Here is a 26,762-nt window from a genome sequence, read left to right on the forward strand (position 1 = left end):
GTTTGCCTACCCCCGTAGCCCCGCACCAAACAGCGCGTCACCCCCGTTACAGGCAAAGTCGTTACGCTGCCAACCCCTCGGCCTTTTCGCTCAGGATCAGCCAGCGTTCCTCGACCACCGCGACCTCGCGGCGCTTGGCCTCGGCCTCGGCATTCAGCGCGTCGAACTTCTTGGGGTCGCGGGCATAGAGCGCCGGGTCGGCCATCGCGAGTTCGGCGGCCTTGATCGCCTTGCCCAGCGCCTCGATCTTCGCGGGCGCGCCGTCGAGTTCGCGCTGCTCGATATAGGTCAGCTTGACGGTCCGCTTGACCGCCACCGGCGCGGCAGCCGCGCGCGGCGGGGGCGGCGCGGCGTCGGCCTTGCGCTTGGCCTGCCAGTCGGCATAGCCGCCGACCACCACGTCGGCGGTGCCCGACCCGTCGAGGCCGACGACCATCGTCACCGTGCGGTCGAGGAAGTCGCGGTCGTGGCTGACCAGCAGCACCGTGCCGGCGTAGTCGTCGATGACCTCCTGCAGCAGGTCGAGCGTCTCGAGGTCGAGGTCGTTGGTCGGCTCGTCGAGGATCAACAGGTTCGACGGCCGGGCGAACTCGCGCGCCAGCAGCAGCCGCGACCGCTCGCCGCCCGAGAAGGTCTCGACCTTGGCGTCGAGAACGTCGGCGGTGAACAGGAAGTCCTTCAGATAGCCGACGACGTGCTTGCGCTCGCCGCCGACCTCGACCCAGTCGCCGCCGTCCGCCAGCACGTCGCGCACCGTCTTGCCGGGGCTGAGCAATGCCCGCTGCTGGTCGATCAGCACGCCCTGCAGCGTCTTGGCGCGGCGGATACGGCCCGAATCGGGCGCCAGTTCGCCGGTCAGCAGTTTAAGCAAGGTCGTCTTGCCCGCTCCGTTCGGCCCGATCACGCCGATGCGGTCGCCGCGCTGGACGCGCAGGGTCAGGTCCTTGATCACCGCGCGGTCGCCGAACGACTTGTTCACGTGCTCGGCGTCGATGACGATCTTGGTCTTGGTCTCCTCAGCGGTGACTTGCAGCTTGGCGACGCCCTGCGGCCCGGTCATCGCCTTGCGGGTGGCGCGCAACTCGTCGAGCTTGCCCAGCCGGCCCATGTTGCGCTTGCGCCGCGCCGTGACGCCGCGCGCCAACCAGTGCAGTTCCTGCTTGAGCTTGGTGTCGAGCTTTTCGGCGTTGCGCTCCTCCTCGGCCGTGACCGCGTCGGTCCATGCCTCGAAGCCGCCGAAGCCGATCTCGGCGCGCCGCATCGTGCCGCGGTCGAGCCACGCGCACGCCTTGGTCAGGCGCGACAGGAACATGCGGTCGTGGCTGATCGCGATGAAGGCGCCCTTGAAGCGCTGCAGGTGCGTCTCCAGCCATTCGATCGCGGTGATGTCGAGGTGGTTGGTCGGCTCGTCGAGGAGCAGCAGGTCGGGTGCCTGCGCCAGCGCGCGGCAAATTGCTGCTCGTCGGCGTTCGCCGCCGGACGCTGTTGCTGCATCGCGGTCGAGATCGAGCCCCAGCTGGTCGGCGATCGCATCGACCTCGTAGAACTCGGGCGCATCGGGCTCGGCCATCGCGAAATCGCGCAGGGTGGCGAAGCCCGCGACGCTCGGATCCTGTTCGAGCAGCACGATCTTCGCGCCGGGCCGCTGCACCCGCCGCCCCTCGTCGGGCTCGAGCGTGCCGGCGAGCAGCCGCAGCAGCGTCGTCTTGCCCGCCCCGTTGCGCCCGACCAGCGCCAGCCGATCGCGCTCCCCCACGAACAGGCCGAGGCCGCGGAAAAGCCACTTCGTGCCCTGGTTAAGGCCGATGTTTTCGAGGGAGAGAAGGGGGGCTGCCATTGCAGTGCAGCATGTAGGGGAGGGTGGGGGGAAGCGCCAGCGTGGCGTCCGACGTGGTTATGGGTTGAAAGCGGACGTTACGCGTGATGCGCTCTGCTAGTCGGGCTGTCCGGCGCGCTTGAGGAAGGTGCGGCGCATACCGTGTGCAGCGGCGATCCTGATAGTCTGCCCCTCTTCGTCGCTGAGTGAGGACGATTGATCCTCAGCAGGCTGATCGACCGAGGGCGCAGACCGGCTGCCGCGGAGGGTACTCAGGAGCGATCGAACAAGGCGCATCATGGCTGCCTTTCGATGGGAACCCCCTACTTCGCCCCCAGCGCCGCCTCCACCGGCTGCCCGTCGCGCTTGTAGACGACCCCGCCCTTCATCACGAAGGGCACGTTCTGCAGGAGGGCGATCGTCTCCAGCACGTCGCCGCGGACCGCGATGATGTCGGCGTGGCGGCCCGGCGTCACGGTGCCGCTGGTCTTTTCGACGCCCATGAACTTGGCGGGCCAGTAGGTCGCCGACTGGATCGCCTCCATCGCCGGCACGCCGAGCTTGTTGACCCAGACGTCGAGCTCGTTCCACGTCGACTGGCAGTGGAAGGTCATCGGGATGCCGCTGTCGGTGCCGATCAGCAGGATCGCGCCCGACTTGCGCAGCTGCGCGAACTTGGTGTCGAGCGTCGGTTTCCGCTTCGGCGTCAGCTGGTTGTAGTCGAGCGCGTCCGGCTTCGCGATCGACGCCTTGATGTCGGCGATCGTGTCGGGCTTCAGCCCGCGCGTCCAGCACTTGTCGTCGAGCTTCTCGGGGTTGGCGACGAGGCGGTTGAGGTTGAACAGCCCACTGATCGTCGGCGTCCAGTACAGCGGGCTGCCGCGCACGCGCCCCTCGGCAGCGCGCGCCTCGATCAGCAGCATGATGTCGTCGGGGTAGCGCGGCGCGGCGCCCAGCCCGGTATGCTCGAAATTGTCGACCCCGATGCGCAGGCCCAGGCGGATCTCCTCGGGCAGATGCGAGTGCCCGACGACCTTCAACCCCACCTTGTGCGCCTCGTCGACGAGAGCACGCGCGGTGGGTTCGCCGAGCTCGTCCTGGTCGACCATCTTGATGATGTCGACTCCCGCAGCCTTGAGCTGGCGGACCTTGGCACGCGCGTCGGCGGCGTCCTTGATGCCCCAGCGGAATGCCTCGGTGCCCGGATAGGGCTTCTTCTGGAGGAACGGGCCCGAGACATAGAGGCGCGGGCCCGGGATGCGCCCGGCGGCGACCGCGTCGCGCACGGCGATCGAATCGTCGAGCGTGCCGCCGAGGTCGCGCGCGCTGGTAACGCCGGCCAGTAGCAGCTGCGCCGCGCCCGCGGGCATGATCTCGTTCCGCCAGCGCTGGATGTACGCCTTGTCCCAATGAACATAGTCGGCATGGCCATTGAGCATCAGGTGGACGTGCATGTCCCACAGGCCCGGCAGCACATCCATGCCCTCGGTCGAGATCACCTCGGCTCCTGCCGGCACGGGCAGGGTGGCGACGGTGCCGACCGCGGTGATGCGCCCGCCGTCGACCAGGATCACGCTGTTCGCCAGCGGCGGCCCGCCGTTGCCGTCGATCAGCCGCCCGCCGACCAGCGCCTTCAGGTCGGCCGCCTGCGCCGCCGTCGCGATCAGCGCCGCCGCCAGGCCCATCCACACACGCATCGATATTCCCCCGCAAACCCAGCACCATCGTGCGGCGCGGCGCGGCGGCGTGTCAATCGGCAGGGGTGGCCAGGAAGGGCGCGCGGGCGGCAGGGTCCGAACCGCCCGCGCGCTCGCCCTGGTCAGGCGGCGACCGTCGCCACCCCGCGACGGCGCATTACCCCGCCGACCAGGCCGAAGCCGCCGATCATCAGCGCCCAGGTGCCGGGCTCGGGCACGCCCGGCACGACGGGCACGTCCAGCGCCTGGCCGAAGCGGATATTGTCGAGGGCGATATTGTCGCTCGCCCCGCCCAGCCCGGTCAGATCGATGACCAGCTCGAGCTGCGACCCCGTCAGCGGGTTGCTCGAAAAGTCGAAGCTGAACGGTGCGGCATTGGTGATCAGCGTCGAGCCCGTCTGGAACAGCACGGTCGAGGTCGCGAGATCGGTGATCCGCAGCCCCGGGATAGCCTGGTTCACGAAATAGGCACCCAGGTCGAAGCCGAACAGGCGAACGTCATAGCCGGCATCGGCGGTGAAGCGTGCGGTCAGCGTCGTGTCGCCGTCGACCTCGTTGTAATAGACGTTGGTCAGGCCGCTGTAATTGGTCGTCCAGAGCGCCGGCACTTCGCCCGTCGTGCCATAGTCGACGACGACATTGGCGGTCGTGCCCTCGCTGCCGAACCCGTAGCTGTGGCCGTTGGCGTCGGGCGACGTCGTGGCGCGGTCGCCGTAGGTCTGCGCGAGCAGCTTGCCGTCGCTGACGCCGCCCTGGACATTGAAGGTCAGGATCGTGGCGCTGGCGGGCACCGCGACGAGAGCGGCCGCGAATGCGATCAGTGTCTTCTGCATGGTTGAGTCCCCTAACTTGTGGTTGTCAGAAGTGCGGGTTCGGAGCGGATCAGGCGGCGACCGTCGCCAGGGCCGTGCGGCGCCGCATCGCGCCGCCGACCAGGCCGAAGCCGCCGATCATCAGCGCCCAGGTGCCGGGCTCGGGCACGCCGCCGACGGGGGGCGTCAGATCGATGAAGTTGATGCCGGCGACCGCGTCGGGATCGAAACCGTTATTGCCTGAAATCCCGCCCGAAGATGTTCCGTCGAGCCGTAAAAAGCGAAATTGCGATACGCCGAGCGCGGTGACTGCGGCTCCGAGATCGTACGAGCGTCGCCACGTCGCCACGCTGTGCGTCTCGTCGCCGGCGAGATCGACGGCGGCAACGCCTGTTCCTTCGACGTTGAAGAACGTTAAGCCGTCGGCGCTGACCAGGATGTCGGCGGAGGCGAACTCGACGGTTCCGAAATCGACCTCGTAGACGTTGAAATCGGCTCCCGCGCCGTCGACGAGGCGGAAGCTGCCGAAGTCATACGTGATGAAGCCGCTGCCGATGCCGGTATGCACGTCGTCGGGCCGACCGAGGAACGACGCCGTCTCCTCCACGGTGAGCGCCTCCGAAGCCGTCAGTTCGGACGGCAGCGTCAGGTACAGCGCCGTCGCTCCAGTGGTGCCGGCCGTGCCCGCAGCGACGATCTCCGCAGCCGCTGTCGGCACGGCCAAAGCCATGCCGCAGAGCGCCAAACCTGCCTTCAATTCATTCCGCATGACCAATCTCCCTGTTGCTCGATGGAGCGCAACCTGACCCGCCGGTCGGGCGCCTCGTCTCTGCGGCTTAAGCCGCTGCCCGTGACGCAAGACCGTCGGCGTTCGCGCCGCGGCGGCGCATCGCGCCGCCGACCAGACCGAAGCCGCCGATCATCAGCGCCCAGCTGGCAGGCTCGGGCACGCCGCCGACGGGCGGGGCGACGTCGAAGGTCAGCGTGTTGCCGCCGCCTGCGAGCGCGCGATTGTCGAGCTGGCCGCTGAACAGCGTCGCGCCGAGGCTGTCGAAAATCGTGATGCCGAACAGGTCGCGGCTGCCGAAGTCGGCGCGGCCGAAGACCGTCAGGCTGGAGAGACTGGTCGGCGCGGCAAGGGTGATCAGCAGGAACTCCTCTGCCGCTGCGCTGTCCGAATGATAGATCAAGGGGTAGGAGACGGGTGCGAGGCCGTCGATCGCCTTGTCGGGGGTCGAGGTCGTGTCGTAGTTGCCGCTGCCGGTCGCCGTGCCGCCGTTGCTCGTCAGCGCGACATTGGTGCCGGTCACTGCCTCGATCGCCTGCACCTCGCCGACCTGCAGCCAGGTCGGCACGAGGTTGGTGATGCGGATCGTCTTCGCGCCCGTCACCGTCACGGCGGCGGCGGGCCCGGCCAGCAGCATCGTCGCCGCAAGTGCGGCGGTCATCCCAGTCTTAAGCATCGCAATACCCCTGTACCCCGTGCACCGCGACCTTCGCGGGCCTCGCAGGGTCAAGGCTCCGCCGATCGGGCAAACGGCTCAGGCCGGTAAAGAATTTTTTGTGATGCGATAGTTTCGGGGTTCCCAAGTCTTCCCGCACCCTTAACGTAACGGCCATGTCGGTAGGGTACGAGTGCGATTCGCGGGCGCTGCTCGGCGCATGGCGTGGCGGTGACCGCGACGCACGCGACCAGCTGTTCGCAATCTTCTACCCCGATCTGCGGCGCTCGGCGGCGGCGATGCTGCGGCGCGAACGCGGCGTTTCGCTGTCGACGGGCGATCTCGTCCAGGAATCGGTGATGCGCCTCGTCGCGCTCGACCGCATCGCCTGGGCCGACCGCGCGCATTTCATGGCGCTGTCGTCGACGATGATGCGCCGCGCGCTGCTCGACCATCTGCGCGCCAAGCGCCGCAACAAGCGCGAGCACGAGAAGGTCGAGCTGCACACCGGCCTGCACGGCGAGCCCGACCTGAGCGTCGAGAAGCTGTCCGACGCGCTCGACGACCTCGCGCGGATCGATCGCGAGCGCGCCGAGATCGTCGAGATGCGCTATTTCGGCGGCATGGAGATCTCCGAGATCGCCGCCGTGCTCGGCTGTTCGGAGGCGACCGTGAAGCGGCGCTGGACGGCGGCGCGGCTGTGGCTGCTCGACGCGCTCAGCGAGACTTGAGGAAGGACGATCTCGACGGGCGCGCGCTGGCGCTGCTCGACGCCGCCTTCGACCGACCATCCGCCACGCGTGAGGCCTGGCTGCGCGACCAGTGCGGTGACGACGAGGCGCTCACCGCCCGCTGCCTGGCGCTGCTTCATGCCGGGACGGGGGCGGAGGCGCGGCTGCGCACCGGCACCGCGGGGCAGGGCGACGTCGACGCGCCGCTGCCGGACCGCATCGGCGCGTACCGCATCACCGGGCTGATCGGCCAGGGCGGCATGGGGGCGGTGTACCGCGGCGAGCGCGCGGCAGGCGATTTCGATCATGTCGTGGCGATCAAGCTGATCCGACCCGGCGCGCTGTCGGACACGCTCGTCGAACGCTTCCAGCGTGAGCGCCAGACCCTCGCCCGCCTGTCGCACCCCAATATCGCGCGCCTGTTCGACGGCGGCGAGACCGACGGCACCCCGTATATCGTCATGGAGCATGTCGACGGCGTCCGCCTCGACACCTGGCTGGTCGGCGCACCACCGCTGGCGGCGCGCACCGTGCTGTTCCTGAAGGTGTGCGCGGCGGTCGGCTTCGCGCATCAGAACCTGATCATCCACCGCGACCTGACGCCGTCGAACATCCTCGTCGATGCCGACGGCGAGCCCCGGCTGATCGACTTCGGCATTTCGCGGCCGCCCGATGCACCCACGGCGCGCACGCCGGTCGCGGGGCTCAGCCTGACGCCGGGCTTCGCGGCGCCCGAGCGGCTGGCCGGGCTGCCCGCGACGACGCTGACCGACATCTACTCGCTCGGCGTGCTGTTCGACCGGCTGCTCGGCGGGGCGGGCGACGACGATACGCGCGCGATCGTCGCGCGCGCCAGCGCCGCCGTGCCCGAGGACCGCTACCCCTCGGTCGATGCGCTCGCCGACGACGTGCGGGCCTGGGCGAGCGGCGGCGTCGTCGCGGCGCGGCGTGGCGGGCGCAGGTACGCGGTCGCGAAGTTCGTCCGCCGCCACCGCGTCGGCGTGGCCGCGAGTCTGGCGGCGCTGCTGCTCATCCTGGGCGCGCTGGCGGCAACGAGCTGGTCCTACGCCCGTGCCGAGCGCGCCCGCGTCGCCGAGGCGAAGCGCTTTGAGGAGCTGCGCTCGCTCGCCGGCTACATGATCTTCGACCTCGACGAGCAGCTGGCGCGCGTCGTCGGCAATGCCGCCGCACGGGTCAGGCTGGTCGGGCGCGCCCAGACCTATCTGTCGGCGCTGGCGGCGTCGCCGGGGACCAGCCCCGCGGTGCGCGAGGAGGCAGCGCGCGGCTTCATCACGCTGGCGCGGGTCCAGGGCGTGCCGACGCAGCCCAATTTCGGCGACAACGACCGGGCGCGCGCCAATCTCGACACCGCGATCGCCATGCTGCGCCCCGCCGCGCCGCGCGACCCGGCAGCGGCGGCGCTGCTGGTCGAGGGCCTGTCGCACCGCGCGATGATCAGCGCCCATGTCGATACCGACGGCAAGACGACCGCCACGATGCTTGAGGAGGCAGCGAAGGTTCTCGCCGCAGTGCCCGTGCCGGCGCGGGACATGGCGTGGATGGCGGCGCGCAGCCGCCTGCGCAAGTCGCAGTTCGAGGCCGCGGTGATGGACAACAAGCCTGCCGAGATGCTGCGCCTCGCCGAGCAGATGGAGATCGAGGTCGGCGAGTGGCCGCCGGCGGAGCGTAGCTCGCGCGCCGCCGCAATCGATTTTGCCACCGCGCAGCATTTCCGCGGCATGCACGGCTATTTCGCCGACCAGTACGAGACCGGCACCGCTGCGCACCGCCGCGCCGAGGCGATGCTGACCGCGCTCGACGAGGCCCAGCCCAACGACCCGATGGTCCTCTACCTGCTCGCCTACAATGGCTATGTCGGCTACGGCACGGCGTCGGGGAGCCCGGCGCTGACCGCCGACGCGAACCACTTCCTCGGTACCGCACGGGCGAGCGTCGACCGGCTGATCCGCATCGAGCCCAATGATCGTGCGCTGCGCGCCTTTTCGGGATCGATCCGCAATTCGGAGGCGCAGGCGCTCAGCGATGCCGGGCGGCAGGCGGAGGCGGTTGCGGTACAGCGCCGGGTGATCGCCGATTATACCGCCGCGATCGGCCCGAAGCGCAAGTCGGCGACGCTCAACCGCCTGCTGCTCGCGCACATCACGATGGGCAATATCGCGCGCAAGGCCGGCGACCGGGCGCTGGCGTGCGCCAGCGTCGCCGCGGCGCGCGCCGCGATGCCCGAGCTGGAGGCGACGGGCAGCCTGGTCGGCAATATAGCGGCCTTTCGCCCGACGCTCGCCGCCAACGCCCGGGCGTGCGCGAGCGGCGGCGCGCTGGTGCCGCTCACGACCTGAACCGATTGCATCGCGCCCGTCGCACCCCGTATGAGCGCGGGCGATGCCGCTGATCGCCCTGCTTGCCGCCGCGCCCGAGGTCCCGCTCAGCGCGCCGCTGACCGTCGTCGGGCGGCCCGTGCTCGACCGTCAGGTGCGGCAGGCGCGCCACGCCGGGGCGCAGCGCGTGCTGGTGCTGGGCGGCCCGTCGGGGTTCGGCGAGGCGGTGCCGGGGCCGGGTGCGGCGGCCGCGCTGATCGGCGACGACGATATGGTGCTGATGCTCGCCCCCGGACTGGTCGCCGACGAGCGCATCGTCGCGGCGGTAATCGCGGCCGCACCCGCGCTCGCGACCTGGCCCGACCGCGGGGTCGAGCGGATCGATGCCGGCGCGATGGCGGCGGGCGTCGCGGTCTATCCGGGCGCGCTTGTCAGGCGCGTCATCGCCGAGCTCGGCGAGTGGGACCTGAATTCGACGCTGCTGCGCGCCGCGCTGGGGGAGGGCCTCGCCCGCGTCGACCTCGCCGCGCTGCCGCTCTACGCGCCCGCCCGGCGGCGCGAGGTGCCGATGACCTGGGCGGTGCCCGCGACGTCCGAAGAGGCGGCGCAGGCGACGACGACGGTAATCAAGGCGGCGCAGAAGGGCTGCCTCGACTGGCCCGCGCGCTTCGTCCATCCGCCGATCGAGGACGGGCTGGTGCGGCTGCTCGGGCCGACGCCGATCACGCCCAACATGGTCACCCTGTTCGTGGCGGCGCTCAGCCTCGTCGCGGGCGTGGCGTTCGCCTATGGCTGGCTGTGGACGGGGTTGATCCTCGCATTGATCAGCGGCCCGCTCGACGGGGTCGACGGCAAGCTGGCGCGGTCGCGCATCGAATTCTCGAAGTGGGGCGATCTCGAGCACGTCCTCGACAAGATCGCCGAATATGGCTGGTACTCGGCACTTGCCGGGCATTTCGCCGTGACCATGGGGCACGCGCCGTGGTTGGTGGCGGCGCTGATCATCCTGTTCGCGCTCGCCGAGGCGCTGGGCGGCGAGTTCTTCCGGCGCTTCACCGGCGCCCAGCTCGACGACGCCGGCGACTTCGAGCGGCGCTTCCGGCTGGTGTCCGGGCGGCGCAACACCTTCTTCTGGACCCTGGTGCCGTTCGCGGCGTTCGGCGCCTGGTATGCGGGTTTCGTCGTCATCGCCGTCTATGCGGTGGTGACCTTCTTCATCATGCAGTATAGCCTGTACCGGCGGCTGGCCGAATATGGGCAGGCGCATAGTGAGACGGTCGCGGCCAACTTCGCCGCGAGCGCCTACGACTTCTTGCCGGGGGGCAAGCGCTAGTTTAGGGGCCGTTATTTGCGTCGCGGCCCGCTTGTCGAAGCGCGGATGCCGCCGGAGAGGACACTAATGCCCCAGATCAATGTCGCGATCGCCGGGGTCGGCAATTGTGCAAGCTCGCTCGTCCAGGGCCTCAGCCACTATGCCAACGGCGGATCGAACGACGAACTCGGCCTGATGCACTGGGACCTGGGCGGCTACCGCCCCAAGGACGTGCGCGTCGTCGCCGCCTGGGACATCGACGAGCGCAAGGTCGGCCGCGACGTGGCGGAGGCGATCTTTGCCAAGCCCAACAACACGGTGGTGTTCTGCGACCATGTCGGCGCGACCGGCACGACGGTCGCGATGGGCCGCCGCCTCGACGGCGTCGCCGACCACATGGCCGATTATCCCGCCGACCGCACCTTCCTGCCCGCCGACCTGCCCGAGGCCGACCTCGACGAGGTTGTCCGGACATTGCGCGAGACGCAGGCCGACGTGCTGATGAACTACCTCCCCGTCGGCAGCCAGCTGGCGACCGAATTCTATGCCGAGGCGGCGCTCAGGGCGGGCTGCGCCTTCGTCAACAACATCCCGGTGTTCATCGCCAGCGACCCCGTCTGGGCGCAGCGCTTCGCCGACGCGGGCGTGCCGCTGCTCGGCGACGACATCAAGGCGCAGCTGGGCGCGACGATCGTCCACCGCACGCTGACCGACTTGTTCGCCAAGCGCGGCGTGACGATCGACCGGACGTACCAGCTCAACACCGGCGGCAACACCGACTTCCTCAACATGCTGGCGCGCAGCCGCACCGCATCGAAGAAGATCAGCAAGACCGAGGCCGTTCAGTCGGTCGCCGCGCACCGGCTCGACGACGAGAACATCCATGTCGGGCCGTCGGACTATGTCGCGTGGCAGAACGACAACAAGGTCTGCTTCCTGCGCATGGAAGGCCGCATGTTCGGCGGCGTGCCGATGAACCTCGAGCTGCGTCTGTCGGTCGAGGACAGCCCCAATTCGGCCGGCGTCGCGATCGACCTGATCCGCTGCGCCAAGCTGGCCAAGGACCGCGGACAGGGCGGCGCGATCCTCGAGCCCAGCGCCTATTTCTGCAAGCACCCGCCGGTCCAGTCGACCGACGACGCGGCCCACAGCGCGCTCGAGGATTTCATCACGCGGATGACGCGGCACTAAGCTCGCATGGCGAGCGCCCCCTCCCCGCGGGGAGGGGCGAGAGACGGCGCAGCCGGCCCGGGGGTGGGTCTAACCACGGGCTGCTTGCTCGCCAGAGAGCTCCCCTCGCAACGCATCGCGTGCACGACACTTCCCACCCCGGGGCCACCGCTGCGCGGTGTCTCTCCGACCCTCCCCGCAGGGGAGGGTAGGTCGCGTCAGCTCAGCCGCCGCCCCACCCACACCACCCGTCCGATCACCGCGACGGTCGCGGGGTCGCAGTCGTCCCAGCTGGGATAGGCGAGGTTGTCGCTCTTGATCGACAGGCGGCGCGTGGCGGGGTTGACCGACAGGCGCTTGACCAGCAGCGCGTCGTCGGTGCGCAGCACGTAGATGCCGTCGCGCAGGCGCTCGCGGTCGTCGGTGTCGACGACGATCTGGTCGCCGTCCGCCAGTGTCGGCAGCATCGAATCGCCCTCGACGCGGATCACCGACAGCGCCTCGGGCCGCCCGCTGGCGATGGTGCGGACCCAGCTCGACTGGAACGCCAGGGTAGCAACAGGAATTTCCCCATCGTTGAGCGCGCCCGGTCCCGCCGAGGCGCCGATGTCGAGGGTTGGGATCAGCACATAGTCGCTGCCACGTGCGACGTCGGCGCGCGGCATCACCGCGGCGAGGCTGCGATCCTCGGGTCCGCCGAGCAGGCGTTCGGCGATCCCGAAATGCGCCGCGAGCGTGCGCCGGTCCTCCTCGCTCAGCCGGCGCGGCACCCCGCGCTTGACGAACTGCTGCACGTACGTCGGGTTGCGGCCGAGCAGCCGCGACAGCGAGGCATAATCCTCCCCGCGCGCGGCGATAAGCTCGTCCAACCGTTTCCGGATGGCCAGGTAATCCATACTCCGCGGGACCTCCTCTCCAAGCCCCACACGACCTCTATAGGCCTAGGTTTTTACCTAGACAAGTAGGATTTCACCGGCTTAACTCAGATTATAACGATTCGGGCTGGGGAGTTGCCAAGAAATGACACCATTGTTGACCAAAATCGAGAAGCACCTGCGCCTGAGCCGCGTCACGCCGACCCGGTTCGGCCGCGAGGCGGCGCGCGATCCGCGTTTCGTCTTTGACCTGCGGCGCGGGCGCGAGCCGCGGCCGCGCACCGAGGCGCGTGTCCTCGCCTTCATCGCCGCACGCTCCACGGTGGCGGCATGAGCGCGCGCCTGCTCGCACTGCGCGGCACGCCCGCGCGCCTCGTCAAGGCGTTCGCCCGGCTGGCCGCCCCGCCGGACACCGCGACGCCGATGTTCCCCATGCTGGTCGTCGAGGCCGTCACCTCGCGGCCCTGGTCGAGCGCGACCTTCGACGGCGAACGCCACCGCTTCGAACTTCGCCTGCACGGCGACGCGCTGGCCGTCGGCGACGCGCTCGACCGGCTGATCGAATTGCTGCCCGAGGCGGACTTCGACCTGCCCGGGGAGATCGTCGCGGAGGCGCGGCTGGCGTCGGTGCGCGTCGATCCCGATCCCGGCGTCGCCGCGCTCGCGCTGGTCATCGAGGTCGTCACCGTCGTCGACTGATTTCGCCGCCGATGCGACTTGCCATGTCGCCGCCCGCCGCATAAGTTGAGTCGCAATCAAATTGGCGGGGCAGCACGTGCGCAGGGCGGTGATCGGGTGCGCGCTGGCGGTCGCGGGGTGCGGTGACGGTGCGCCGCCGCCGGCCGCCGAAACCCCGATCGCCGTGCGCATCGCGCCCGCGGTGCCCGCCGGAACCGATGCCAGCCTCGACATCACCGGCACGGTGCGCCTGAAGCGCGAGACGCAACTGGGCTTCAACACGCCCGGGCGGATCGCCGCGATCGGCGTGCTGGAGGGGCAGCGTGTCGGCGCGGGGCAGGTGCTGGCGCGGCTCGATCCGACCGGCCTCGATGCCGCCAGCGCGTCGGCGCAGGCCGAGGCCGTACGCACCGCCGCCGACCTGAAACGCCTGCGCACGCTCGGCGAACAGGGCTGGGTGACGCGGGCGCGGGTGGAGAGCGCCGAGGCGGGTGCGGTGGCGGCCCGCGCACGGGTCACGCAGGCGGGCTTCGACGCGCGCCTCAGCCGGATCGTGGCGCCTGCCGCGGGCGTCGTGCTCCGCCGCGCCGCCGAACCGGGCCAGATGGTCGCCGCGGGCACGCCGGTGCTCGTGCTTGGCGAGACGGGCAGCGGCTATGTCCTGCGCCTGCCGGTCAGCGACGCCGACCTGGCGAAGCTGCGGCTGGGGCAGGGCGCGGCGGTTACGCTGCCCGCACTGTCGCCCAATCCGATCGCCGCGACAGTGGGCGAGATCGCGGCGCGGGGCGACGAGCGTACCGGCACCTTCCAGGTCGAGCTGCGCCTGCCGCCGGTCGCCGGGCTGCGCTCGGGCCTGATCGGCACCGCGCGGCTGCGCGTCGGCGGGCAGGGGCCGGCGGCGGGGCCGGTCGCGGTGCCCGCCAGCGCGGTGTTCGCGGCGCGCGCCGACGAGGGCTTCGTCTATGTCTACACGCCGGCCACGAACATCGTGCGGACGCGCATGGTCGGTGTCGGGCCGCTCGGCGACCGCGCGGTGATCGTGACGCGCGGCCTGAACATCGGCGAGAGCGTCGTCGTGTCGGGCGTCGACCGCCTGCGCGACGGCATGCGCGTCGCGGTGGCGCGATGACCGTCAAATTCGCTTACTTATTCATGTTCGCGCGATGAACCTGATCGATTTCGCGGTCCGCCGCTGGCAGATCACGCTGGTGCTGTTCGCGCTGCTCAGCGCGATCGGGATCAGCGCCTTCGTCGGCATCCCGCGCTCGGTCGACCCGCACTTCACCGGCCCCAACGTCCTCGTCATCGCGACCCAGCCCGGCGCCGATCCGTCGGACATGGAACAGACCGTCGCGAAGCCGATCGAGGACGTGCTGCAGGGCCTCGACGACATCGACCGCGTCCAGTCATTCTCCAGCGACAGCGTGTCGATCATCGCTGCCGAGTTCAGCTGGGAGACCGATCCCGAGCTTCACTACAATGACGTCGTGCGCGAGGTGAACGCGCTGCGCGGCAACCTGCCGGCGTCGCTGCAGCCACTCGAGTTCCGCCGTTTCCGCACCACCGAGGCGGCGGTGCTGCAGTTCGCACTGGTCAGCGAGACCGCGTCGTTCCGGCGTCTCGAGAAGATCGCGAAGGACCTGCGCGAGCGGCTGAACCAGGTCGACGGCGTGCGCGGCACGCGGATGTGGGGCGTGCCCACGCCCGAGCTGCGCGTCGCGATCGATCCCGGCCGGCTGGCGCAGCTCGGCCTGCCCGTCACCACGGTCACCGACGCGCTGAAGAACGGCGGCACCGACCTGCCGCCCGGCGCGGTGCAGTCGGGCAACCAGCGCTACAATGTCGAGGCAGGCGGCGCCTATCGCTCGGTTGCGGAGGTCGCCGCGACGCCGGTGCGGGCCGACGGCGGCCGCGTCATCCGGGTCCGGGACATCGCCACCGTCGACTGGGGCTACGAGGAGCGCCCGACGCTGACGCGCTTCAACGGCGAGCGCGCGATCTGGGTGACGCTGACGCAGAAGGCCGGGCTCAACGTCCTCGACATCCAGAAGGACGCGCTCGCCACGGCGGAGACGTTCCGCTCGACGCTGCCGCCCGACGTCAAGCTGGAGGTCGGTTTCGACCAGTCGCGCGACATCTCGATCAAGCTCGGCCACCTGACGCGCGACTTCGCCATCGCGCTGGCGCTGGTGCTGCTGACCCTGCTGCCGCTCGGCTTCCGCGCGAGCCTCGTCGTCATGGTGTCGGTGCCGCTGAGCCTCGCCATCGGCTGCGCGGTGCTGTCGTTCGCGGGCTTCACGCTCAACCAGCTGGCGATCAGCGGCTTCATCATCGCGCTCGGCCTGCTCGTCGACGATTCGATCGTCGTCGTCGAGAATATCGCGCGGCGGCTGCGCGAGGGCGAGGACCGCGAGACCGCGGCGATCAACGGCACGCGCCAGATCGCGGTCGCGGTGGTGGGCTGCACCGCGGTGCTGCTGCTCGCCTTCCTGCCGCTCGCCTTCCTGCCCGAGGGGTCGGGCAAGTTCATCCGCTCGCTGCCGGTCGCGGTGTTCGGCACCGTCGCGGGGTCGCTGCTGGTATCGCTGACCATCGTGCCCTTCCTTGCCAGCCGCATCCTGCCGCGCACCGAGAAGGAGCACGGCAACCGCGCGCTGCAGATCATCAACGGCGCGATCCAGCGCTTCTACGCCCCCGCGCTGCACTGGTCGCTGACCCACCCGCGGCGCGCGCTGCTCGCCGCCACGGCACTGTGCGCGGCGTCGCTGGGGCTGATCCCGCTGATCGGCACCAGCCTGTTTCCGCCCGCCGACACGCCGTACTTCCTAGTCCAGGTCAACGCGCCCGAGGGTGCGGCACTGGCGCAGACCGACCGCGCCGTGCGCTTCGTCGAGGCGGAGCTGAAGCGGGAGCCGCAGATCAAGACCGTCATGGCGAACGTCGGGCGCAGCAACCCGCAAATCTTCTACAACCAGCAGTCGAACGACCAGCGTACCAACATCGGCGGCGTCCTCGCAGTGCTCGACGAATGGCATCCGACCGAGGGGCCGGCGCTGGTCGAGCGGCTGCGCAAGCGCTTCGACGCCAGCCCCGACGCGCAGCTGGTCATCAAGATCTTCCAGAACGGCCCGCCGGTCGATGCGCCGATCCAGATCAAGCTGCGCGGCCCCGACCTTAAGGTGCTCAAGACGCTTGCGGCGCAGTCGGAGGCGATCACGCGCGGCGTTGCCGGCACGCGCGACGTCAGCAATCCCGTGGCGGTCGACCGCTCGCGCATCGACCTCGGCGTCGATGCCGACAAGGCGGCGCTGCTCGGCGTCGCGCCCGGCGTCGTGCGGCGCAGCGTCCGGCTCGCGCTGGTGGGCGAGACCGCCGGGCGCTTCCGCGATGTCGAGGGCGACAGCTACAACGTCGTCGTCCGCCTGCCGCTGGCCGATACCCAGCCGGTCTCGGCGCTCAACCAGATCTACATCCCGTCGACCAACGGCGGCGCGGTGCCGCTGCGCCAGATCGCGAGCCCCCGCCTCGACAGCGCGCCCGCGCAGATCGCGCGCGAGCGCCAGTCGCGGCAGGTCACTTTGTCGTCGCAGGTCGCGCCGGGCTTCCTGACGTCGCAGGTCAATGCCGACGTGTTGGCGGCGCTCAAGGCGGTGAAGCTGCCCGAGGGGTATCGCTACGTCGTCGGCGGCGAGGCCGACGCCAGCGCGCGCGCCTTCGGCGGGCTGGGACCGGTGATCGCATTCGCGGTCTTCGGCATCCTGGGCGTGCTGGTCATCGAGTTCGGCCGCTTCCGCGAGGTCGCGGTGGTCGCCGGCGTCATCCCGCTCGGCATCGTCGGCGGCATCGTCGCGCTGTTCCTGACCGGCAACTCGATCAGCTTCACCGCGGTCATCGGCTTCGTCGCGCTGATCGGTATCGAGATCAAGAATTCGATCCTGCTCGTCGACTTCACGACGCAGTTGCGCGCGGAAGGGATGGCGCTGCGCGAAGCCATCGAGAAGGCGGGCGAGATCCGCTTCCTGCCCGTGCTGCTGACCAGCGTGACCGCAGTCGGCGGGCTGCTGCCGCTCGCGCTGTCGGGGTCGGGGCTGTACGGCCCGCTGGCGTGGGTGATCATCGGCGGGCTGGTCAGCTCGACGATCCTGTCGCGCGTCGTTACGCCGGTCATGTACCTGCTGCTGATCCGCGGCGATGTGAAGCCGGAACGAGCCGCCGCCGCCTGACGTTCATCGGCCCATGCTCAACTATTGCGATGCGTCCGAACCCGGAATCGTGCGGAAGAAGCGGGGGGCGAAGTGGCACTTCTTCATGCCCGACGGCACGCGCATCACCGACGTCGAGGAGATCGCGCGCCTCAACAAGCTCGCGGTGCCGCCGGCCTATGAGCGCGTCTGGTACTCGCCCGACCCGAACGGGCACCTGCAGGCGATCGGCTACGATGCCAAGGGGCGCAAGCAGTACCGCTATCACGCCGCCTTTCGCGAGGCGCGCGAGGGGCACAAGTACGACCGCTGCGTCGATTTCGGCTCCAGCCTGCCGTTGGTGCGCGCGCGCGTCGACGCCGACATGGCACTGTCCGGCCTGCCGCGCGACAAGGTACTGGCCGCCATCGTCCGCCTGCTCGACCAGGGCCATGTCCGCGTCGGCAACGAAGGCTATGCACGCGAGAACAAGAGCTTCGGGGCGACGACGCTGCGGAACCGCCACGGCGCGGTGCGCGGTGACACCGTCAAGCTCGACTATCGCGGCAAATCGGGCAAGCAGCAGCGCGTCGCGATCACCGACAAGGCGCTCGCCCGCATCGTCCGCCGCTGCCAGGACCTGCCGGGCCAGGCGCTGTTCCAGTACGTCGGCGACGACGGCGAGCCGCACCGCATCGGCTCGGGCGAGGTCAATGCGTACATCCAGGCGGCGATGGGGGAGGGCTTCTCGGCCAAGCATTTCCGCACCTGGGGCGCGAGCGTCATCGCCTTCGAGACGATCGTCCGGACGCGCAGCCCGCTGACCCTGAAGGCGGTCCTCGAACCCGTCGCCGAGGCGCTGGGCAACACGCCGGCGATCAGCCGCAAGTCGTACGTCCACCCCAAGCTGATCGACCTGGTGAACACCGGCCAGGCGTTCGAACTGGCGGGGGCGACCCTGCCGCGCGCGTCGAAGTGGCTGACCGGCGTCGAGCGCGGGTTGATCGGGCTACTCGAAACCTAGCGCCGACGCACAAAAACGCCGCCGGCACGGGGCCGGCGGCGCTTCAGACTTTGCGTGATCAGGCGGTCAGGACGGCGCGGCGGCGAGCGGCGACGCCGACCATCACGAAGCCGGCGATCAGCAGACCCCAGGTCGCGGGCTCGGGCACCACGGCGAAGGTGCCGGCGCCGTAGCTCAGCTGCGAGACCGTATCGAGCGTCGAGGCGATGCCGTCAGTGCCCGGGAAGTTGTAGTAGGAGCCGCTGAACGACAGCGCGCCGCCGAGCGTGTTGAACAGCACCGTCGCGGTGTTGCCGCTGTTCGGGTTATAATTGCCGTTCGCCGGGTTATTGTAGCGAGCGTTGATCTGGTACAGGCCCGCCGTTAGCAGGACAGGCCCGATCGAGGTGAAGGCGTAGTTCGACCCGACATCCGGCAGGCCGGTCACCGACGCGCTCGCCACGGCAGTGCCGGTCGAGGTCGAGGTCAGCCTGTACAGGGTGACGGTGATCGGGCTCGAGCCGTTGGTGAACGCGCCGAGGCTGTTGACGGTGACCGCGCTGTTGACGGTGAAGTTGATCCCGAGATCGAGATCGAGAAACTGGTTGGCAGGCGTCGGGTTCGACAAAGTGATGACCGTGGCCGCCGACGCACCCGTCGCGGTGAACGCGAGTGCTGCTGCTACCAGAACGCCAAGCTTCGTCATCATAATCTCCGAAAAATAAACTCGTCGCTCATGTCTCTGCAAGAAGTGTGCCGGGAAAATTTAGGCCGGTTTTCAGGGGGTCGGCGGATACGTGCTCATCGAAGTGTAAAGTGCTCCGACAATTGGGCGGGTCCGTCAGCCCCACAGCTCCCGCTCGGGCGGCCACACGTCGGAGCCCTCGAAGCGCATGCCCCCGGCCCGGTCCTCGATCAGCAGCGGCCCGTCGAGGTCGGCGAACTGGCTCAGCATCGCGACCGGGAACGCCGGTGCGATGCCGAGCGAGGTCGACAGCATGCAGCCCGTCATCAGCCCCAGCCCGCGCTGCTTCGCGGCACTCGCCAGCGCCCAGGCCTCGGTCAGCCCGCCCGCCTTGTCGAGCTTGATGTTGATGAAGCGGTAGCGCCCGATCAGTGACCCCAGGTTGCTGCGATCATGGCAGGATTCGTCGGCACACAGCGGAATGGGCGAGCGGACATGGTCGAGCAAATGGTCCTGGCCCGCCGGCACCGGCTGCTCGATCAGCTCGACGCGGTGGGCATCGAGGGCGTGCGCCAGTCGCTCGATATCCTGGGCACCCCATGCCTCGTTGGCATCGACGATCAGCCGCGCATCGGGCGCCCCGCGCCGCACCGCCGCGACACGCTCGACGTCACCCTCGCCGGATATCTTGAGCTTCAACAACTCGCGGCCCTTCGCAGCGCGCGCCGCCGCCTCCATCGCGCCGGGCTCGCCGAGGCTGATCGTGTAGGCCGTCAGCATCGGCTGCGGCTTCGGCAGGCCGAGAGTCTGCCAGACGGCCGCGCCGCTGATCTTCGCCTCGAGGTCCCACAGCGCCGCATCGAGCGCGTTGCGCGCCGCACCGGAAGGCATCGTGGTCAGCAGATCGGCACGCGTCGCTCCGCCAGCGACCGCATCGCGCTGGGCCTCGATGGCGGCCAGCGCCTGCTCGACGTCGTCGCCACGGTAATAGATCGGCGTACCCTCGCCGCGCCCGGTGTGCGCGCCGTCCGCCACCTCGGCGACCACCACGTCGACGTGCGTCTTGGCGCCGCGCGCGATGACGAAGGCGCCGCGCACGGCAAAGCGCTCGATGCGCGCGGTCAGGATGCGGGACATGCGCGGGGTGTAGCCGCGCGGACGCGCACTCGCTAGGCTGTGCGACGATGCTGACCCGCCTCCGCCACTGGGCCGAAGCCCTTGCCCGCGAGACGCACGCGGTGTGGATCGCGGCGCGCGACCCGCGCACGCCGTTCGCGGCGAAGGCGCTCGGCGTCGTCGTCGCGGGCTATGCGCTGTCGCCGATCGACCTGATCCCCGATTTCGTGCCCGTCCTAGGCCTGCTCGACGACCTGCTGATCGTGCCGGCCGGGTTCTGGCTGTTTAAGCGCATGGTCCCCGAGGCGGTGATGGCCGACGCGCGCAGCCAGGCGAACCGCGCCGACCGCCCACGCGGGCATACCGCGACAATCGTCATCGCCCTGATCTGGGTGCTGATCGCCGGTGCGCTCGCGTGGCAGATCGCGGGGTTCGTGTCGTGGTAGACCGGGATGAAGACGACGACGATGAGGAGGTCGAGCTCGACCCCGTCGTCACCGTGGCGCGCATCACCGCGCTGGAGATGATGGTCGGCCAGCTGACGATCACCCAGCTGCGCATCCTCGACAAGCTCGGCGAGATCAAGCTGACGCCCGCCTATATCCGCGAGCTGGCGGATGCGTACGGCGAGAAGGTCGACAGCTCGACGATCATCGAATCGTCGAGCACGCAGGTGAATTACGAGTTCAAGTTGAACGTCATCCACCACCTCGAACGCTTCTTCGAGGAGATGGCGGCGCACCTCGAGGCGAACCCGTAGGGGCCGCTGGAGGTCCGACCGGGAATCGAACCCGGGTGCACGGATTTGCAGTCCGTTACGTCACCACTCCGCCATCGGACCTCGATCACGGGAGCGCGCTCTTAGCAATGGCGCTTGGCGACCGCAACCGCGCTCGCTAAGGGGTGAGCCTGACTCAACTCTCCCGCTTGCGCGGTAGGTGTATTAGCACTACAACTCACTTCCCAACTGACTCGATGCGACGGGACCCTTCCGCTTGACCGATTTCACCAGCCTGCGCGCGACCATGGTGGCGAGCCAGTTGCGCACCGTGGGCGTCAACGATCTGGGCGTCGTCGCGGCGATGACCGAGGTGGCGCGCGAGAATTTCGTGCCTGCGGGTCGCGAGCTGCTCGCCTATGCCGACGCCGCTGTGCCGCTGGGGGGCGGCCGCGCGCTGGTCGAGCCACTGGTCACGGGTCTGCAGCTGACGCATGCGCGGATCACGCGCGACTGCCGTGTCCTCGTGATCGGTGCAGGAACAGGCTATGCGACCGCGCTGATCGGGCTGCTGGCGGGGCGGGTCGTGGGGGTCGAAAGCGACGCCGCGCTCGTCGCGCATGCGGCGGCACAGGGGATCACGCTGCAGCAGCGCGTATTGACCGAGGGCGCGCCGGAAGACGGCCCGTACGACCTGATCTACTTCGACGGCGCGATCACCACCGTGCCGGCGGGGCTGGCGGCGCAGTTGAAGCCCGGCGGGCGGGCTGCGGCGGTGGTGCGGCAGGGCGGTCCGGGGCGGGTGACGGTCGGGCGTTTCGTCGGCGATGCGCTGGTCGGCGAGACGTATATCGAGGTCGATGCGCCGCTGCTGCCGGGCTTCGAGAAGGCGCGCGAGTTCGTATTTTGATCGGGGTTCGGGGTTTGATGATGCGAATGACGTCCCTCGCCGCGCTGGCGCTCGTGCTTGCGGGCCCGGCGCACGCCGACACGCTGGCGCAGGCGATCGCCGCTGCCTACGAGACCAACCCGCTGATCGCCGCGCAGCGCGCGGTGGTGCGCCAGACCGACGAGTTCGTACCGCAGGCGCTCAGCTTCGGGCGTCCGGTCATCGACGCGACGGTGGCGCAGCAGCAGAACGGCCTCGACTTCCAGGACAACGGCCGCACGTTCGCCGCGGGCATCAACCTCAACCAGTCGCTGTATCGCGGCGGGCGCACGCGCTCGGCGACCAATGCCGCCGACAACCGCATCCTCGCGGCGCGCGCTCGGCTCCGCGCGACCGAGAACAACGTCCTGCTCGATGTCGTTACCGCCTATTCGGACGTGCTGCGCTACATCGCGGTGGTCGATCTCAACGCCAACCAGGTCAAGGTGCTGGAGCGCGAGCTGCAGGCGTCGAAGGACCGTTTCGAGGTCGGCGACCTGACGCGCACCGACGTCGCGCAGTCCGATGCGCGGCTGGCCAATGCGCGGTCGAACCTGATCTCGGCGCAGGGCCAGCTGCAGGCGGCGCGGGCCGCGTATGCGCGCACCGTGGGCCGCCCGGCCGAGGATCTGCAGCCGCTGCCGCCGCTGCCGCCGCTGCCCGGCACGACTGGGCAGGCGGTCGACCTCGCCAATGCCAACAACCCGGCGCTGCTCGCGGCGCGCTTCGACGAGGCGGCAGCGCGCTACGATGTCTCGACGATCGAACGCGAGCGCCTGCCCTCGGTCGGCGTCGGCGTCGGTCTCGACTATCAGAAATCGGCCGGCGGCAGCAGCGCCGCAAGCTTCTTCAACCAGGGCGCGTTCTTCACCCAGAACGCCGGTATCCAGCTCAGCGTACCGCTATACCAGGCGGGCGCGGTCAGCAGCCGCATCCGCGAGGCGCAGCAGCGCCGTTCGCAGCTGCTCGCGGTGATCGGCTCGACGGGTCGCGACGTCACCGAGCAGGCGACGAATGCAGTCACGCAGGTCACCACCGCGCGCGCGATCATCGCGTCGAGCCAGGTCGCGGTCGACGCCAACGCGCTGGCGCTCGAAGGCGTCACGCAGGAAAATCAGGTCGGCACGCGGACGATCATCGAACTGCTCAATGCGCAGCAGGAATTGCTGATCACCCAGGTCAACCTCGTGACCGCGCGGCGCGACGAATATGTCGGCGCGTACCAGCTGCTCGCTGCGGTCGGCGCGGCGGAGGCGGCGGCGCTCGGGGTGCCGGTGCAGGAGTACGACCCGACCGCCAATGCGAAGCGCGTGCGGCACAAGTGGAACGACTTCGACACCGATCCCAACCCGCCTGCGCTGCCGCTGCCCGACAATGACCGCGCCACCAAGTCGGCACCGATCGGCCCGCAGCTGTGAGCGACGACGCGATGGACGCGATCCGCGCCTCGCTGCGCGGCGCGGTGTCCATCAACGAGGTGCCCGACGAGACGGTCATCGCGGTACCGCCTTCGGCTGCGCCGCCAGCCGGTGGAACGACGCTTGAGGAGCTCGTCCGCTCGGCGCTCGCGCCGGTGCTGAAGGAATGGCTCGACGCCAACCTGCCCGAGATCGTCGACCGCGCCGCGCGCGACGAGATCTCGCGCCTGACGGGGCGGGGCTAGGTCAGCACGACCTCGCCGACGACGCGCTTGCCGCTGGCATCGCGGCGCAATTGCACCACGATATCGATCACCGACTTCGCGTAGGCGATGATCTCGGCGCGGCCGAGGTTGACGCGCGCCTGCAGCGCCAGCAGCGCGACCTGCTCGATCGCGCCCGCGCAGCTGTTGGCGTGGATCGTCGAGATCGACCCCGGGTGGCCGGTATTGACGGCGCGCAAAAAGCTGAATGCCTCCACGCCCCGCATCTCGCCGAGCAGCAGCCGGTCGGGGCGCATGCGCAGTGCGGCCTGCAGCAAATCTTCGGGCGTTACGTTCGCTTCGCCGGTCTCGCCGCGCACCGCCACCAGCCCGAGCGCGTTGGGGCGGTCGAGCGAGACCTCGGGCGTGTCCTCAATGGTGATGACGCGCTCGTGGGGCGCGATCTGCTTGAGCAGCGCATTGAGGAAGGTCGTCTTGCCGCTCGACGTGCCGCCGGCGATCAGGATGGTGCGGCGGGCGGCGACCGCGGCGGTGAAGAACGCCTGCAGGTCGCCCGTATCGAGCAGCGCGCGCAACTGGTCACCGGTGTCATCGGCCCCGCGCGGCGCGTCGAACGCCCCGCTCGCGGCATAATCGGCGAGGTCGAGGTCGACCTGCACGTGCTTGCGGATGGCGATGGCGAGGTGGGCACGCGTTGCCGGCGGCGCGACGATCTGGATACGCTCTCCGCCCGGAAGGAGTCCGGACAACAAGGGATGCGCGCGGTTCAGGCCCTGATGGTTGGTGCGCGCGACCTGTGCGGCGAGGCGCTGCAGCGCGGTTGCGCCGAGGTCGGGCACCGCGATCCGCTCCATGCGGGCGCTGGCGTTGGTCTCGATCCAGATCTCGTGCGGGCGGTTGATCAGGATTTCGGTGATGTCGGGGCGCGTCAGCCACGGCTCGAGGGGCTTCAGGAACGACCGCAGATAGACGCCGTCGCCGCCGAACTCGACGACGCTCATCGCGCGGCGCGCTCGACCGCGAAGTCGAGATCCTTGGCGACGAAGACGCGTACCGGGGTCCCTTGCGCGACCTTGATCGTCGGCGGGATGTCGATCTCGCGCTGCAGGGCGATGCCTGCAAGCTGCGTCGCCTGCTGCGGCGAGCCGATGGTGACTCCGCCGTTGTTGGCGGTCGCGACGAGGTAATCGATCCCGCCGGTGATCACCGACAGCAGCGCCGCCGACCCGAAGCGACGCAGGAAGTGGCTGTTGACCTTGCCCGTCAGCCCGGCGCTGCCCAGCGCGTCGGTCGCCGCCGAGCCGAGCTGCACCGACACGCCGTCGCTGCGCAGCACGCGCGTCCAGATCACGAAGGCGCGGCTCTGCCCCAGCGCGACGCCGTTCGAGTATTGCCCGATCAGGCGGCTGCCGCGCGGGATCAGGATCTTCGACCCGTCGAACCCGCGCACGTCGCGGCTGACCACCGCGCGTACGAGCCCCGGCAGGTCGGAGTTGATCGCGGTCTCCAGCACGCCGGTGATGATCGTCCCCTGCGGGATGACGAGGTCGGTCGACGACAGTCGGTCGGTGCCGACGGTATCGACGCGGTCGCGCGTGACGCGGTCGAGAAAGGCCTGGTTGCTCGCTACGCGCGGATTGGTGCGGCCTTCGCTGCCGGTGGCCGCCGCGGTTGCAGCCTCGGGCCTGTCGCCGGGCCGCTCGGGGACGCTCAGGTCGACGACGACGGCAGGTGTTACCGGGCGGATGACCGGCGGCACCGCGGCGGGTGGCGGCGGCGCGGGGAGCGGGGGCAGGGGGGCGGCGACCGGCGCGGCGATCACCGGCGCGGCGGCAATAGGAGCGGGGGCCAGCGTCGGCGGCGGCGGCAGGTCGGCGCTCGTCGTCGGCGCGCGCGTCGAGACAGCGAGCGCTTCCTGTGGTTTGGCGCCGGGTTCGTAGACCGCGGCGAAGGTCGCGACCCCCAGCAGCACGACCCCCGCGATGCCCGCCGGCAGCACCCAGCGCGATGGCGGCCGCCCGACCGCGGGGGCGGCGCGGGCACTGGCGCGGGCGAAGTCGTCGCTCATCCGCGCGATCCGAACAGGCCGCGCCGCTTCTTCTCGGGCTCGCGCGGGCGGGGTGCGCCGGCGCCGGGCTCGGGGACGCGCAGCGCGTCGTTGAACACCTGCGTAATTTGGGTGCCCGACCGCAGTACGAATTGCGCGCCGGTCTGCTCGACGACGAAGTAGCGGCCGCGCGTGGCATGGTTGACCAGCGCCTCCTTGCCGTCCGCGCCGACGGCGAACACCGCGGGCGTGTCGACCCCGGCGGGCCACTGGAAATAGGTGAAGCGCCCGTCGTCGAAGACCCGCGCCGGCACCAGCCCCTTGGCGCCGGCGTAGCTGTAGGCGAAGTTCCAGCCGTCGGGCGGCGTCGCGTCGCTGACAGGCGTCTCGGGCACCGCGAGGGTCTGCGCCGCCAGCTCCTCGTTCGGATAGACGAAGCGGATGTCGTAGGTCTGCGTCCGGCGCGCTGTGCGCGCCACGGCGATCAGCTCGAAATTATAGCGCCGCAGGTTGGTCACCACGGTCATGTTGGTGCTGGGCAGCTTGTCGATGGGCTTCAGGAACAGCAGGTCGGCCTTCTTGTTCGGGGTCACCTGCCAACCGAGCGAATCGCCGACCGAGATATTCTCGATCCGCTCGTTCAGACCGAACGAGACGACCATCTGGTACCCCAGCTGCCCGGTGATCGTGACCACCTCGCGCGGGTTGTAAACGACGGTGCGGATGCGCGGATCGACCGGGCCGGGCAGGGGGACCTGCACCGCGGCGGCGGGCGCGGCGATCAGCAGCGCGGCGACCAGCGCCTTGAGCGGGGTCATCGGCGCGGCTCCGGGGTCGTGATTGTCGTGGTGGTGACTGTCGTCGCCGGCAGCGCAGCGGGAACGATCACGGTCGGTGCCGCCTCGGCGTCGCGGCGGTAGTGGGTGACCTGGAAGCCGAGCGGGTTGATCAGCCGGTCCTCGAGGGTCAGCGGCCCGCCGGTAAAGCCGAACTGCAGCACCGCCGCCCAGTCGCTGCGCGTCACCGGCCCGTCGCCCTCGCGCCGGTCGGTCGAGAAGCGCACCAGCGCGCTCGTCGGCGACATCACCGTGACCTGCTTGACGGCGACCTGCACCAGCGTGGCGGCGGTGGCGCCGATCAGCACGCTCGCCGGGTTGCGGCGGTCCATCAGGCGCAGGTAATCGCTCCGTGCCGTACCCGCCGACCACAGCCCGACCTTGCGGTAGTTGGCGGCGAGGTCCGTGGCGTCCAATGTCTCGCGCGCGATCACATACTGCGCCAGCGCCGACTGGAGCAGTGCATCGTTCTGGCTCATCGGGCCGAGCACGACGCCCCGCGCCAGCTGCGCCGCGCCGGTCTGGCGGTCGACGATGATCGTGTAGGGCACGACGGTCTTGAGCGGCATCAGCAGCACGAGTGCGAGCGCCAGCAGCACCGCGACGAACACCGCCGCCCCGGCCACCCACCACGCCCGGCGGCGCGAGGCGCGCAGGGACGCGTGGACGTCCTCGGCCCAGGTCGCGGCTTCGGCGTAATAAGCCTGGCGCTCGGGTCGGATGGGGGTCTGGTCCAT

The 26,762-nt window shown here is 69.9% G+C and carries 26 protein-coding genes and 1 tRNA gene; 14 read left to right on the forward strand and 13 right to left on the reverse strand.

All coding sequences use genetic code 11. The annotated features are described in order from the left end of the window. Positions 1–61: 61 nt before the first annotated feature. The 5 genes from FMM06_RS04855 to FMM06_RS17135 form a co-directional block, all read right to left on the reverse strand. Positions 62–1,837, reverse strand: coding sequence for an ABC-F family ATP-binding cassette domain-containing protein (locus tag FMM06_RS04855; protein ID WP_143555036.1), 1,776 nt, complete (start codon positions 1,835–1,837; stop codon positions 62–64). A 302-nt stretch (positions 1,838–2,139) separates the two neighbouring features. Further along, positions 2,140–3,513, reverse strand: a complete 1,374-nt coding sequence (locus tag FMM06_RS04860) for an amidohydrolase family protein (RefSeq protein WP_143555037.1) — start codon at positions 3,511–3,513, stop codon at positions 2,140–2,142. 122 nt (positions 3,514–3,635) lie between these two features. Further along, a complete protein-coding gene (locus FMM06_RS04865) occupies positions 3,636–4,346 on the reverse strand; it encodes a PEPxxWA-CTERM sorting domain-containing protein (RefSeq protein ID WP_143555038.1) in 711 nt (236 codons plus the stop codon). A 49-nt stretch (positions 4,347–4,395) separates the two neighbouring features. After that, positions 4,396–5,070 carry a PEPxxWA-CTERM sorting domain-containing protein gene (locus FMM06_RS04870; RefSeq protein WP_185965042.1) on the reverse strand — a complete coding sequence of 225 codons (675 nt, stop codon included), beginning with the start codon at positions 5,068–5,070 and terminating at the stop codon, positions 4,396–4,398. 91 nt (positions 5,071–5,161) lie between these two features. Then, a complete protein-coding gene (locus FMM06_RS17135; RefSeq protein WP_185965043.1) occupies positions 5,162–5,773 on the reverse strand; it encodes a PEPxxWA-CTERM sorting domain-containing protein in 612 nt (203 codons plus the stop codon). Positions 5,774–5,943: 170 nt separating this feature from the next. Between FMM06_RS17135 and FMM06_RS04880 the strand changes: the two genes are divergently transcribed. The 4 genes from FMM06_RS04880 to FMM06_RS04895 all read left to right on the forward strand — a co-directional run bounded on the left by FMM06_RS04880 (position 5,944) and on the right by FMM06_RS04895 (position 11,337). Continuing rightward, entirely contained in the window at positions 5,944–6,498 is a 555-nt protein-coding gene (locus tag FMM06_RS04880; RefSeq protein WP_143555041.1) for an ECF-type sigma factor, read from the forward strand. Further along, positions 6,495–8,855, forward strand: coding sequence for a serine/threonine-protein kinase (locus FMM06_RS04885; protein WP_143555042.1), 2,361 nt, complete (start codon positions 6,495–6,497; stop codon positions 8,853–8,855). Before FMM06_RS04880 ends, FMM06_RS04885 begins: the two co-directional genes overlap by 4 nt. A 43-nt stretch (positions 8,856–8,898) precedes the next feature. Continuing rightward, positions 8,899–10,167, forward strand: a complete 1,269-nt coding sequence (locus tag FMM06_RS04890; RefSeq protein ID WP_143555043.1) for a CDP-alcohol phosphatidyltransferase family protein — start codon at positions 8,899–8,901, stop codon at positions 10,165–10,167. A gap of 66 nt (positions 10,168–10,233) precedes the next feature. Next, positions 10,234–11,337, forward strand: a complete 1,104-nt coding sequence (locus FMM06_RS04895; RefSeq protein ID WP_143555044.1) for an inositol-3-phosphate synthase — start codon at positions 10,234–10,236, stop codon at positions 11,335–11,337. A 197-nt stretch (positions 11,338–11,534) separates the two neighbouring features. Here the strand turns inward: FMM06_RS04895 and FMM06_RS04900 are convergent, their stop codons facing one another. Further along, positions 11,535–12,212 (reverse strand): S24 family peptidase, encoded by a 678-nt coding sequence (locus tag FMM06_RS04900; protein WP_143555045.1) that lies wholly within the window; start codon positions 12,210–12,212, stop codon positions 11,535–11,537. Positions 12,213–12,348: 136 nt separating this feature from the next. On the opposite strand from FMM06_RS04900, the gene FMM06_RS04905 reads away from it, so the two are divergent. The 5 genes from FMM06_RS04905 (at position 12,349) to FMM06_RS04925 (ending at position 18,074) form a co-directional block, all read left to right on the forward strand. Then, on the forward strand, positions 12,349–12,525 hold the full coding sequence (locus FMM06_RS04905; RefSeq protein WP_407925183.1) for a hypothetical protein: 177 nt from the start codon (positions 12,349–12,351) through the stop codon (positions 12,523–12,525). Beyond that, a complete protein-coding gene (gene gp17 / locus FMM06_RS04910) occupies positions 12,522–12,890 on the forward strand; it encodes a tail completion protein gp17 (protein WP_143555047.1) in 369 nt (122 codons plus the stop codon). Before FMM06_RS04905 ends, gp17 begins: the two co-directional genes overlap by 4 nt. A gap of 76 nt (positions 12,891–12,966) precedes the next feature. Continuing rightward, on the forward strand, positions 12,967–13,998 hold the full coding sequence (locus FMM06_RS04915; protein WP_185965044.1) for an efflux RND transporter periplasmic adaptor subunit: 1,032 nt from the start codon (positions 12,967–12,969) through the stop codon (positions 13,996–13,998). Between the two features lie 34 nt (positions 13,999–14,032). Next, positions 14,033–17,092 carry an efflux RND transporter permease subunit gene (locus tag FMM06_RS04920; protein WP_143555049.1) on the forward strand — a complete coding sequence of 1,020 codons (3,060 nt, stop codon included), beginning with the start codon at positions 14,033–14,035 and terminating at the stop codon, positions 17,090–17,092. Positions 17,093–17,105: 13 nt separating this feature from the next. Then, on the forward strand, positions 17,106–18,074 hold the full coding sequence (locus tag FMM06_RS04925; protein WP_143555050.1) for a DNA topoisomerase IB: 969 nt from the start codon (positions 17,106–17,108) through the stop codon (positions 18,072–18,074). Positions 18,075–18,132: 58 nt separating this feature from the next. Here FMM06_RS04925 and FMM06_RS04930 read toward each other — a convergent pair whose 3' ends face one another. Next, the gene (locus tag FMM06_RS04930; RefSeq protein WP_185965045.1) at positions 18,133–18,759 is read right to left on the reverse strand and encodes a PEPxxWA-CTERM sorting domain-containing protein; all 627 of its coding nucleotides are present in this window, start codon (positions 18,757–18,759) and stop codon (positions 18,133–18,135) included. A 135-nt stretch (positions 18,760–18,894) separates the two neighbouring features. Then, positions 18,895–19,875 (reverse strand): N-acetyl-D-Glu racemase DgcA, encoded by a 981-nt coding sequence (dgcA, locus tag FMM06_RS04935; RefSeq protein ID WP_143555052.1) that lies wholly within the window; start codon positions 19,873–19,875, stop codon positions 18,895–18,897. Positions 19,876–19,922: 47 nt separating this feature from the next. On the opposite strand from dgcA, the gene FMM06_RS04940 reads away from it, so the two are divergent. Together FMM06_RS04940 and FMM06_RS04945 are read left to right on the forward strand one after the other, a co-directional pair. Beyond that, positions 19,923–20,300 carry a YkvA family protein gene (locus tag FMM06_RS04940; protein ID WP_143555053.1) on the forward strand — a complete coding sequence of 126 codons (378 nt, stop codon included), beginning with the start codon at positions 19,923–19,925 and terminating at the stop codon, positions 20,298–20,300. Beyond that, on the forward strand, positions 20,294–20,614 hold the full coding sequence (locus tag FMM06_RS04945; protein WP_143555054.1) for a hypothetical protein: 321 nt from the start codon (positions 20,294–20,296) through the stop codon (positions 20,612–20,614). The genes FMM06_RS04940 and FMM06_RS04945 overlap by 7 nt, the downstream gene beginning before the upstream one ends. A 7-nt stretch (positions 20,615–20,621) precedes the next feature. On the opposite strand, the gene FMM06_RS04950 is transcribed toward FMM06_RS04945, so the two are convergent. Next, positions 20,622–20,695 (reverse strand) — tRNA-Cys (locus FMM06_RS04950). 154 nt (positions 20,696–20,849) lie between these two features. Here FMM06_RS04950 and FMM06_RS04955 point away from each other — a divergent pair. Genes FMM06_RS04955 through FMM06_RS04965 form a run of 3 tightly spaced genes read left to right on the forward strand, consistent with a single transcriptional unit; the run spans position 20,850 to position 23,163 of the window. Next, positions 20,850–21,482, forward strand: coding sequence for a protein-L-isoaspartate O-methyltransferase family protein (locus tag FMM06_RS04955; protein WP_143555055.1), 633 nt, complete (start codon positions 20,850–20,852; stop codon positions 21,480–21,482). 26 nt (positions 21,483–21,508) lie between these two features. Then, on the forward strand, positions 21,509–22,918 hold the full coding sequence (locus FMM06_RS04960; protein ID WP_185965046.1) for a TolC family outer membrane protein: 1,410 nt from the start codon (positions 21,509–21,511) through the stop codon (positions 22,916–22,918). After that, complete coding sequence (locus FMM06_RS04965; RefSeq protein ID WP_235889074.1) at positions 22,915–23,163, forward strand: DUF2497 domain-containing protein; 249 nt, start codon at positions 22,915–22,917, stop codon at positions 23,161–23,163. The genes FMM06_RS04960 and FMM06_RS04965 overlap by 4 nt, the downstream gene beginning before the upstream one ends. On the opposite strand, the gene virB11 is transcribed toward FMM06_RS04965, so the two are convergent. From virB11 to FMM06_RS04985, 4 genes are read right to left on the reverse strand one after another with little or no spacing between them, the layout of a single operon-like run. Continuing rightward, complete coding sequence (virB11, locus tag FMM06_RS04970; RefSeq protein ID WP_143555057.1) at positions 23,160–24,143, reverse strand: P-type DNA transfer ATPase VirB11; 984 nt, start codon at positions 24,141–24,143, stop codon at positions 23,160–23,162. The two genes, FMM06_RS04965 and virB11, sit on opposite strands and share 4 nt — an antisense overlap. Beyond that, positions 24,140–25,210, reverse strand: coding sequence for a type IV secretion system protein VirB10 (virB10, locus tag FMM06_RS04975; protein ID WP_143555058.1), 1,071 nt, complete (start codon positions 25,208–25,210; stop codon positions 24,140–24,142). The genes virB11 and virB10 overlap by 4 nt, the downstream gene beginning before the upstream one ends. Then, positions 25,207–26,007: a P-type conjugative transfer protein VirB9 gene (virB9, locus tag FMM06_RS04980; RefSeq protein WP_143555059.1), complete on the reverse strand. Its 801-nt coding sequence runs from the start codon at positions 26,005–26,007 to the stop codon at positions 25,207–25,209. Before virB9 ends, virB10 begins: the two co-directional genes overlap by 4 nt. Further along, a complete protein-coding gene (locus tag FMM06_RS04985) occupies positions 26,004–26,762 on the reverse strand; it encodes a virB8 family protein (RefSeq protein ID WP_143555060.1) in 759 nt (252 codons plus the stop codon). Before FMM06_RS04985 ends, virB9 begins: the two co-directional genes overlap by 4 nt.

The sequence above is a fragment of the Glacieibacterium frigidum genome, assembly GCF_007097155.1.
Classification (GTDB): Bacteria; Pseudomonadota; Alphaproteobacteria; order Sphingomonadales; family Sphingomonadaceae; genus Glacieibacterium; species Glacieibacterium frigidum.